At 61.2% G+C, this 8,250-nt stretch carries 11 protein-coding genes and 1 pseudogene; 5 read left to right on the top strand and 7 right to left on the bottom strand.

Annotated features, from left to right (window positions below):
* Both WB528_RS10065 and WB528_RS10060 read left to right on the top strand, forming a co-directional pair.
* Positions 1-364, top strand: a 364-nt coding sequence (locus WB528_RS10065; protein ID WP_423888270.1) for an Asd/ArgC dimerization domain-containing protein, incomplete at its 5' end; no start/stop codon positions are given.
* 131 nt (positions 365-495) lie between these two features.
* Positions 496-639: pseudogene (locus tag WB528_RS10060) on the top strand (TIGR00645 family protein); the annotation flags it as partial.
* A gap of 46 nt (positions 640-685) precedes the next feature.
* Here WB528_RS10060 and WB528_RS10055 read toward each other — a convergent pair.
* Positions 686-1,330: a carbonic anhydrase gene (locus WB528_RS10055; protein ID WP_423888269.1), complete on the bottom strand. Its 645-nt coding sequence runs from the start codon at positions 1,328-1,330 to the stop codon at positions 686-688.
* A gap of 155 nt (positions 1,331-1,485) precedes the next feature.
* Between WB528_RS10055 and WB528_RS10050 the strand changes: the two genes are divergently transcribed.
* Entirely contained in the window at positions 1,486-2,364 is an 879-nt protein-coding gene (locus WB528_RS10050; RefSeq protein WP_423888268.1) for an HpcH/HpaI aldolase/citrate lyase family protein, read from the top strand.
* A 152-nt stretch (positions 2,365-2,516) separates the two neighbouring features.
* Here the strand turns inward: WB528_RS10050 and WB528_RS10045 are convergent, their stop codons facing one another.
* From WB528_RS10045 to WB528_RS10035, 3 genes are all read right to left on the bottom strand, one after another.
* Positions 2,517-3,299, bottom strand: coding sequence for a hypothetical protein (locus WB528_RS10045; RefSeq protein WP_423888267.1), 783 nt, complete (start codon positions 3,297-3,299; stop codon positions 2,517-2,519).
* A gap of 67 nt (positions 3,300-3,366) precedes the next feature.
* Positions 3,367-3,969 carry a 3-isopropylmalate dehydratase small subunit gene (leuD, locus tag WB528_RS10040; protein WP_423888266.1) on the bottom strand — a complete coding sequence of 201 codons (603 nt, stop codon included), beginning with the start codon at positions 3,967-3,969 and terminating at the stop codon, positions 3,367-3,369.
* A 90-nt stretch (positions 3,970-4,059) separates the two neighbouring features.
* Positions 4,060-4,458, bottom strand: coding sequence for a metallopeptidase family protein (locus WB528_RS10035; protein WP_423888265.1), 399 nt, complete (start codon positions 4,456-4,458; stop codon positions 4,060-4,062).
* Between the two features lie 131 nt (positions 4,459-4,589).
* On the opposite strand from WB528_RS10035, the gene WB528_RS10030 reads away from it, so the two are divergent.
* The gene (locus WB528_RS10030; protein ID WP_423888264.1) at positions 4,590-4,907 is read left to right on the top strand and encodes a hypothetical protein; all 318 of its coding nucleotides are present in this window, start codon (positions 4,590-4,592) and stop codon (positions 4,905-4,907) included.
* A gap of 8 nt (positions 4,908-4,915) precedes the next feature.
* Here the strand turns inward: WB528_RS10030 and WB528_RS10025 are convergent, their stop codons facing one another.
* Positions 4,916-5,134: a hypothetical protein gene (locus tag WB528_RS10025; protein ID WP_423888263.1), complete on the bottom strand. Its 219-nt coding sequence runs from the start codon at positions 5,132-5,134 to the stop codon at positions 4,916-4,918.
* A 733-nt stretch (positions 5,135-5,867) separates the two neighbouring features.
* Here WB528_RS10025 and WB528_RS10020 point away from each other — a divergent pair.
* Positions 5,868-6,416 carry a hypothetical protein gene (locus tag WB528_RS10020; RefSeq protein ID WP_423888262.1) on the top strand — a complete coding sequence of 183 codons (549 nt, stop codon included), beginning with the start codon at positions 5,868-5,870 and terminating at the stop codon, positions 6,414-6,416.
* Between the two features lie 132 nt (positions 6,417-6,548).
* Here the strand turns inward: WB528_RS10020 and WB528_RS10015 are convergent, their stop codons facing one another.
* Positions 6,549-6,752 (bottom strand): hypothetical protein, encoded by a 204-nt coding sequence (locus WB528_RS10015; RefSeq protein ID WP_423888261.1) that lies wholly within the window; start codon positions 6,750-6,752, stop codon positions 6,549-6,551.
* Between the two features lie 108 nt (positions 6,753-6,860).
* A complete protein-coding gene (leuC, locus tag WB528_RS10010; protein ID WP_423888260.1) occupies positions 6,861-8,249 on the bottom strand; it encodes a 3-isopropylmalate dehydratase large subunit in 1,389 nt (462 codons plus the stop codon).
* Position 8,250 lies beyond the last annotated feature (1 nt).

Raw genomic sequence — 8,250 nt, 5'->3', positions numbered from 1 at the left:
TCCCAAGATCAAGCTCTCCGCCACCTGCGTGCGCGTGCCGGTGTTCGTCGGGCATTCGGAAGCGGTCAATATCGAGTTCGAGAATCCGATCTCTCCGGATGAGGCGCGCGATATCCTGCGCCGTTCGCCCGGATGTCTTGTCATCGACAAGCACGAACCCGGCGGTTACGTCACGCCTTACGAGGCCGCCGGTGAGGACGCCACCTATATCAGCCGTATCCGCGCCGATGCGACGGTGGATAACGGGCTCGTGCTGTGGTGTGTTTCGGACAACCTGCGCAAGGGTGCGGCGCTGAACGCGATTCAGATCGCCGAAGTGCTCATCAACCGCAAACTGCTCAGCGCCAAGAAAAAGGCCGCGTAAAAAAGCAGCATAAAGGCGGCACGAGATACGGAGCTGGATCGCGGTGACCGAACAACCGGCTCCCTATCGGCCAAATCCTGGTGCCGCCGATCTGAAGTCCCGGCATTGCTCGCAGCGAGTTCCTCCCGATCGTCGCGAAGGCCTTTATGAGCATCGACACGGTCTTCGAACCCCAGAAACTGGCCTGGCTGGTCGGCGTGCACCTGGTATTTGTAATCTCGGCGTTGATTCTGGCTTTATCCGACCGATGGGGCAGCAATCACGGTAGCGAATAGGGAATCTTGATTTTCCATTCGCTGCTGGCATTCCCCAGTCGTCCGGCTACGCCGCTTTGACGACGCTCCGAAATTCCTTGGTCGCCTCATCGAGCACGAACAGCGATCCTTCGGCTACGCCGAAATAGGCGCCATGCAAACGCATGTCGCCACGCTCGACCGCTTTGCGCACGAAGGGGAACGTCATCAGGTTTTCCAGGCTGCGGAACACCGCGGCCTTCTCGATCCGCTCAACGAATTTCTGCATGGTCTCATGGCTGCGCTGCTCGACGACCTCGCCGGGCTTGATGAACATCGCCATCCACTTGCCGATGAAGTCGCCGGGTGACAGCGGCGCGGCTTTGTCGATAAAGGCGCGGATGCCGCCGCATTGGGCGTGGCCAAGCACCACGATGTGTTTTACGCGAAGCACTGAAGCCGCGTATTCCAAGGCCGCCGATACACCGTGCGCATTGGCGTCCGGTTGATAGACCGGCACCAGATTGGCGATATTGCGCATTACGAACAGTTCGCCGGGGCCGGCATCGAAGATCACTTCCGGCGAAACCCGCGAATCGCAGCAACCGATCACCATGATTTCCGGCGACTGGCCGCGTTCGGACAATTCGCGGTAGCGCGATTGCTCGGTCGGTAGCCGCTGTGTCCGGAAAGTCCGGTACCCGTCAAGCAGGAGTGGCGGAAACGATGACATGTCGATTGCTAACCATATGCCGCAGGCCGGAACAAGCCTTTCGAAGGGCGGATTGAAATGTTAAGCCGTGGCCGGAAAAGATCACGCTCAAATAATGGGCCACGCCGGTTCTGGTTTCATCCGTCACGCGCTGGTCATCAAAAAGGAACGGAAAAATGACCCACCCGCGCCGCAGCCTCCTGTTCATGCCCGGATCGAACACGCGTGCGCTGGAAAAGGCGCGTATCCTCCCGGCCGATGCCATCATTCTCGATCTCGAGGATTCGGTGGCCGCGGAGGCCAAGGGACTGGCGCGCGACCAGATTGCGCAGGCGATCGGGGCCGGCGGATTCGGCAAGCGCGAGATCTGGGTCCGGACCAATGCGCTCGATACGCCGTTTTGGGCCGACGACGTGAAGATGGCGGCCAAGGCGCGGCCCCACGCCATCCTGGTGCCCAAGGTTTCCAGCGTGGCCGATCTTGCTACCATTGCCTCTGCCTTGCGCGACGCGAAGGCCGATCCGTCGATCCGGCTCTGGGCCATGATCGAGACGGCGCGCGCGGTACTTCATGCCGAGGAGCTTGCGGCGGCCTCGCGCGACGTCGAGCCGCGGTTGGCGGGTTTTGTATTCGGTCCGAACGACATCTCGCGCGAGACGCGGATCCGCATGCAGCCGGGGCGGGCGATCATGCTGCCGATGATCATCCACTGCATTCTCGCTACCCGCGCCTATGGCCTCGAAATCCTTGATGGGCCTTACAGCGATTTCAGCAATATCGACGGCTTCAATCAGGAATGCGTGCAAGCGCGCGATCTCGGCTTCGACGGCAAGACACTGATCCACCCCGGCCAGATCGAAGCCTGCAACGTGATCTTCACGCCGCCGGAAGAAGAAGTGGCGCGGGCGCGCAAGATCATTGCGGCCTTTGAGCGGCCGGAAAACGCCTCGCGCGGCGCCATCTCGCTCGATGGCCAGATGGTGGAGCGGCTGCACGCCGACATGGCGCGCCGAACCATTGCGATTGCGGATTCGATCGCGGCGATGGGGAGCTAACCTCGTCATCGCGAGCGCGAGCCAACGGGTCGCGCGAAATGCGCGCCCGATGACAGGCTCCGCGATCCAATAGGCTGAGGTAAAGCAAAATGCCGGATGGCTTCGTCTCGTTCGCTCATCGCTATGGCGAGAGCTGGAGACGACCAAGCGAGCTACTTGAATTTCTCCGCCGCCCATGCATGCAGGCTGCCGGGCAGGGGTTGCTGATTGCCGCGCCCCTTGGGTGAAATGTGAAAGCCTGTGATGTCGGGGTCGCCGATCAGGGCTGAAAAATCGCGCGGTTCGAAAAACAGCTTCGGCTCGGCATGAACGGCATAGAACGATTTTTTCGGCAAGGCGTAGTTCAACTCGCGGGCACGGCGGGCGAGCGCAGTCAGCGCCGCGGGACCAAAGATCGCTAATCGCACGTCGGAGATGCGCTTGGTTCCGCGCAATCTATGCAGCATGAAAGTCAGGCGATGCTGCAATGAAAGCCAGTCCGGCGTCAGTTCGTCCTGCGCCATCAAGGATTCAAAAGCTGCGGCGATCGAATCGTTTGGCGGCAGATACAAAACTGAATTGCCGAGCTGGCGCGGGCGCTCCCAGGCAAAATAGGGTTTTGCCGGATCGAGCTCCACAGGTCTGAGCAGCAGAACGTCGGCATCGAGCCAGAGGCCGGCGTTTCTCGTCATCAGCCGCATCCGGAAGAAATCCGAAAATTGCAGCATGGTCCGGTCGATCCAGACGCCATCGGGCCTTGCGGGGCGCAAGCGTTCAGCGAAAGCGTGCGGCAGGATCGCTTCGGCCTCCGCGTTGGCCACGCCGTCAGGCAATTGCGCGAGCGGTTCAAAACTATAGATGGTTACCTTGTGGCCTGCGGCGACTTGCGAGCGCAGGCATAGCCTGCGCAAGCTATCGAGCGGACCGTGCCAGAAGGTGACAATGTCAATTGGCAAGCGTCACCCACGCGGCGTTTTCAAGCGAAGGGGAAACTGGTTCGAGAAAACGCGTCAGGACGAACTCTCAGGCCCAGGCGCGCTCTTTCAGCTTGGCCTCATAGGCATCGATCGACGACTTCTTCTCCATGGTGAGACCGATATCGTCGAGTCCGTTCATCAGGCAGTGCTTGCGGAACGGATCGATCTCGAACTTCACCGTGCCGCCGTCGGGCCCGCGGATTTCCTGATTGGCAAGATCGATGGTCAGCGTCGCATTGGCGCCACGCTCGGCGTCGTCGAACAGCTTATCAAGATCTTCCTGGCTGACGCGGATCGGCAGGATGCCGTTCTTGAAGCAGTTGTTGTAGAAGATGTCGCCGAACGAGGTCGAGATCACGCAGCGGATGCCGAAATCGAGCAACGCCCATGGCGCGTGCTCGCGGCTTGAACCGCAGCCGAAATTGTCGCCGGCAACGAGCACCTTGGCGTTGCGATAGGCTGGCTTGTTGAGGATGAAATCCGGATTTTCGCTGCCGTCATCCTTGTAGCGCTGCTCCGAGAACAGACCCTTGCCAAGGCCGGTGCGCTTGATGGTTTTCAGATACTGCTTCGGGATGATCATGTCGGTGTCGACATTGATGATCTTCAGCGGCGCCGCGCCGCCTTCCAGCGTCGTGAATTTTTCCATCGGTGCACTTCTTGGTTGGAATGGATGAGAAGCAATTTGGATCGGTGGTTTATCGCGAATGCAGCCCGCATAAAAGGGCAAAAAGCCGCCTCAATCCGCCGAGGCCTCAATGGCAGCCATGTCCTCGTCGGAGAGGCCGAAATGATGCCCGATCTCGTGGATCAGCACGTGACGAACGATCCGCCCCAATGCCTCGTCATGCTCGGCCCAGTAGTCCAGGATCGGCCGCCGGTAGAGCCAGATCAGATTGGGCAACCGGGCGATGTCGCTATCGCTTTGGTACGGCAGGCCGGTGCCCTGGAACAGGCCGAGCAGGTCGAATTCGCTTTCCGCGCCCATCTCGTCGAGAATCTCTTCCGTCGGAAAATCCTCCACCCGGATCACGACGCCCGCACAGAGGTCGCGGAAGGTCTTTGGCAGACGCGCCAGAATGTCGTGCGCGATCGTCTCCAGTTCGGCGAGCGAGGGCGCTTTGGCGGAAGTCCACATGCCCCGTTTAGAGCACCTTCGCAGTGGCGTTGGAACCGGCTTTCGCCGGCAGGAGCGCGTTCTTTGCCGGTTGACGTTGCCGCTGCAATCGGAGACCGTAGGGGAAATAATTGGTTGGGGCCTGCGTCATCATGCGCATCGGGAAGTTAGCAATATTGGGGGTCGTTGCCGGCGCGTTTTCACTGCTTGCCGCGGACGCCGAAGCGCAGGCGGCGTCGCAGCTCACGCGAACCGCGCAGGCAGCCTCGTCCGGGTATCCCTTCGCGCAGCCAGCCCGCCCGCCGCGGCGGCTTCGTATTTATCCCCGTTCCCAGGCCGAGCCCGACGGTGTTTATCCGCGCTATAATCCGGGCCCGAATGCCGTTCGGGTATGCAATGCATCCTATGTTCAGGAATACCGGCCGAGCGGCACCGTCATTGTGCCGCATATGACCTGCGTGTGGCGCTGAACGCTTCTCTAAACCTTTCGCCTGAGCGACTCGAAAATTGCGGCGGCCAGAATCAAGGCCGCGCCGCCGTAAACCACGATCGCCATCACGAGCTGCGTCAATGGGCCAGCGGTGCCAGGACGTCCGCCGGGGCCTTGAGAGGCGAGCGCCGCAGAGGCCAACGTCAACGTCGGCAAGAATACTGCCGTGGCGGTGTGACGTGCCCGCCACCAAGGAGGAAAGCGCATCGCGATCTCCGACCGTGTTTGCCGCGAGATACGGCTGTGGGCCCGCTCAGGTTTTTAGCAGCATATTAAATCTTGCGCCGAAAGCATGGAACTCGAAGGCGCGCCGTGCATTGAGGTCGCTGGCGCAGGTAATCGCTTTCAATTCGCGTCGCTCCCCTCCAGCTTTACGGTCTGCGCTGCGGTGAGCGGCTAGTTAGGTCGGTCGCGTGGCTGCTGGCACGGCATCCGATCACCAAAGGGAGATATTAATGAGGATGACGAGAGTTCTGGGCCTCGCTGCGATTGGTGCGGTATTGGTCCTTGCCGCTCCGGCTCAGCAAGCCCAGGCGCTGACGATGGCAAATCCTGCCACCGCCACTGCGATCCAGCAAAGCTCGAAGGCTTCGACGACGGAAGTCCGTTGGCATCACCGTTGGCATCGTCGCCACTGGTAAGCTCATCCGAGCTCAAACAGGTCCGCAACACGCGGACCTGGTTTTTGTGGGTGTCGCTAGGTCGCATCCCCTGTGCCGCATATGATGACGATCATGTGTTTTTGCGTGAGCGCGCCGCATCGGCTTTAGCTCAAACTGTGACCCGCACATTCATGGCGCGTTCAGCTAGCGGTTTCTAATTTGAGACCAAGAACCCGATCCAGCTAAAAATATCGCACGTCGAAAACGACGCTTTGAAAGCGCCGGTCACAGACGTCTGAGAATTTTGTTTTGCAGCAGCAACCGGAAGGACGATGTCCATGTCGACGATTTCAGTTTTCGCGCGCCGTTCGTTGGGCGCGGTTGCGGCGCTGCTGATGGTATCGGCTATCGCCGGCCAGCGCGCCGAAGCGCTGTCGCCGGTCAATCCGGGGATGGCTGCCGTCAGCAAGGCGGTTGTCGATGGACGGATGATTGAAGTCCGCGGCGGTGGTCATGGCGGGGGCGGTGGTGGCGGCCGTGGCGGCGGCGGTGCGGGTTTTGGTCGCGGCTTTAGTGGCGCTGCCATTGGAGGCGGTGCGATCGGCGCGGGAGTTGCCGTTGCGGGGTCTCCCCGATTTGCCGGCCGTGCCTTTGGCCACCGGCGTCACTTCCGCGGAGCTTTTATCGGCGGCGTCTATTACGACGACTACCCGTATGACTATCCCGATTATTACGATTATCCCCCCGTCTACCCCGCCTTTGTCGCTGCTGGAGGCTGCCACCGGGTGTTGACTGTGCACGGCCCGCGCGTCGTCTGTCATCATCGCGCCGTACGTCACTATCGTATCCATCGGCGCCACCATCACCGCAGACATCATCGCGCCTAGCGTTGAGGTTCGAGACACGGTAGGTGAGGTGAGTCAGGCGCCCGAAGGGGCGCCTGATCCCTTTGCTACGAAGCCGATCATTTTGGGCAGATGGCGCGGCAGGTCTCGTTCACGCGCCGCGCGACAGCGCCTTCAAACCCAGTCCTTGATCTTCCAGGGCTTGAGCTTCCAGGGCGTCAGATTTTCCATTCGCCATTGCTCTAGGCGATCCGGTGGCCAGTGGCCCATTCGCGACGCTTCCTTGGCGACCGGCTCCTTGACGCGCATCATCACACGCCGCCGCACTTGCCGCGTCGCCTCGCTGATCATATCGACGAATTCGGACTTGTCGGCCATGACGGGCTTCCCTCGCGACACGCAAACGCCTTCTCAGGCCGGCAAGTCTGCGCCCAACTGCTTAACGACTTCCTTCAACGATCTATCGATGTTGAGGCGATGGACGCTTTATCGCCACTCCCGGATATCGACGAAGTGCCCGGCAATCGCGGCAGCCGCCGCCATGGCGGGCGAAACGAGATGGGTGCGGCCCTTGAAGCCCTGGCGGCCCTCGAAGTTGCGGTTCGAGGTCGACGCGCAACGCTCCTCGGGCTTGAGCTTGTCCGGGTTCATGGCGAGGCACATCGAGCAGCCCGGCTCGCGCCAGTCGAATCCGGCCTTGACGAAGATCTTGTCGAGGCCCTCGGCTTCCGCCTGCTCCTTCACGATCCCCGAGCCCGGGACGATCATCGCGTAGACGTTGGCGTTAACCGTCTTGCCCTCGGCGATTTTCGCCGCCGCGCGCAAATCCTCAATCCGGCCGTTGGTGCAGGAGCCGATGAAGACGCGGTCGAGCTTGATGTCGGTGATTTTCGTCCCGGCCTTCAGCCCCATGTAGCTCAATGCCCGGTGCTTCGAGATCCGCTTCGCCTCGTCCTCGATCTTGTCGGGGTCGGGCACGAGGCCGGCGATCGAAACCACGTCTTCCGGCGAAGTACCCCAGGTGACGATCGGCGGCAGCGTGGCGGCATCGAGCCGGATCTCGTGATCGAAATGCGCGCCCTCGTCGCTGCGCAGGCTCTCCCAGTAGTGCAAGGCTGCATCCCAAGCCGCGCCCTGCGGGGATTTCGGGCGGCCCTTCAGGAATTCAAACGCCTTCTCGTCTGGCGCGATCATGCCGGCGCGCGCGCCGCCTTCGATTGACATGTTGCAGACGGTCATGCGGCCTTCCATCGAGAGCGCGCGGATCGCCTCGCCGGCGTATTCGAGCACATAACCGGTGCCGCCGGCGGTGCCGATCTCGCCGATGATCGACAGGATGATGTCCTTGCCGGTGACGCCGTCGGGCAATTTGCCGTCGACGACCGCGCGCATGTTTTTAGCTTTTTTCTGGATCAGGGTTTGCGTCGCCAGCACGTGCTCGACCTCGGAGGTGCCGATGCCGTGCGCCAGTGCGCCAAACGCGCCATGAGTCGAAGTGTGGCTGTCGCCGCAGACGATGGTGGTGCCCGGCAGGGTAAAGCCCTGTTCAGGGCCGATCACGTGGACGATGCCCTGACGGCGATCGAACTCGTTGAAGTATTCGATGCCGAAATACCTGGCGTTCTCTGCCAGCACGGCGATCTGTTCGGCGCTTTCGGGATCTGGATTGGGTTTGGTTCGATCGGACGTCGGCACGTTGTGATCGACGACCGCGAGCGTCTTCTCTGGCGCGTGAACTTTTCGTCCCGCGGTGCGCAGGCCCTCGAAGGCCTGCGGCGAGGTCACTTCGTGCACCAGATGGCGATCGATATAGAGCAGGCAGGTGCCGTCATCGGCTTCGTGAACCAGGTGGTCGTTCCAGATCTTGTCGTACAGG

It is taken from the genome of Bradyrhizobium sp., assembly GCF_049586575.1.
Taxonomy (GTDB): Bacteria; Pseudomonadota; Alphaproteobacteria; order Rhizobiales; family Xanthobacteraceae; genus Bradyrhizobium.
The sequence above is the reverse complement of the archived record's forward strand: the minus strand, read 5'-3'. Positions and strand labels throughout refer to the sequence as shown.

Excerpts from the sequence above, each read along its gene's own strand:
- WB528_RS10055 (WP_423888269.1), bottom strand. The coding sequence starts at position 1,330 with ATGTCATCGTTTCCGCCACTCCTGCTTGACGGGTACCGGACTTTCCGG.
- WB528_RS10050 (WP_423888268.1), top strand. The coding sequence starts at position 1,486 with ATGACCCACCCGCGCCGCAGCCTCCTGTTCATGCCCGGATCGAACACG.
- leuD (WP_423888266.1), bottom strand. The coding sequence starts at position 3,969 with ATGGAAAAATTCACGACGCTGGAAGGCGGCGCGGCGCCGCTGAAGATC.
- WB528_RS10035 (WP_423888265.1), bottom strand. The coding sequence starts at position 4,458 with ATGTGGACTTCCGCCAAAGCGCCCTCGCTCGCCGAACTGGAGACGATC.
- WB528_RS10030 (WP_423888264.1), top strand. The coding sequence starts at position 4,590 with ATGCGCATCGGGAAGTTAGCAATATTGGGGGTCGTTGCCGGCGCGTTT.
- WB528_RS10025 (WP_423888263.1), bottom strand. The coding sequence starts at position 5,134 with ATGCGCTTTCCTCCTTGGTGGCGGGCACGTCACACCGCCACGGCAGTA.
- WB528_RS10020 (WP_423888262.1), top strand. The coding sequence starts at position 5,868 with ATGTCGACGATTTCAGTTTTCGCGCGCCGTTCGTTGGGCGCGGTTGCG.
- WB528_RS10015 (WP_423888261.1), bottom strand. The coding sequence starts at position 6,752 with ATGGCCGACAAGTCCGAATTCGTCGATATGATCAGCGAGGCGACGCGG.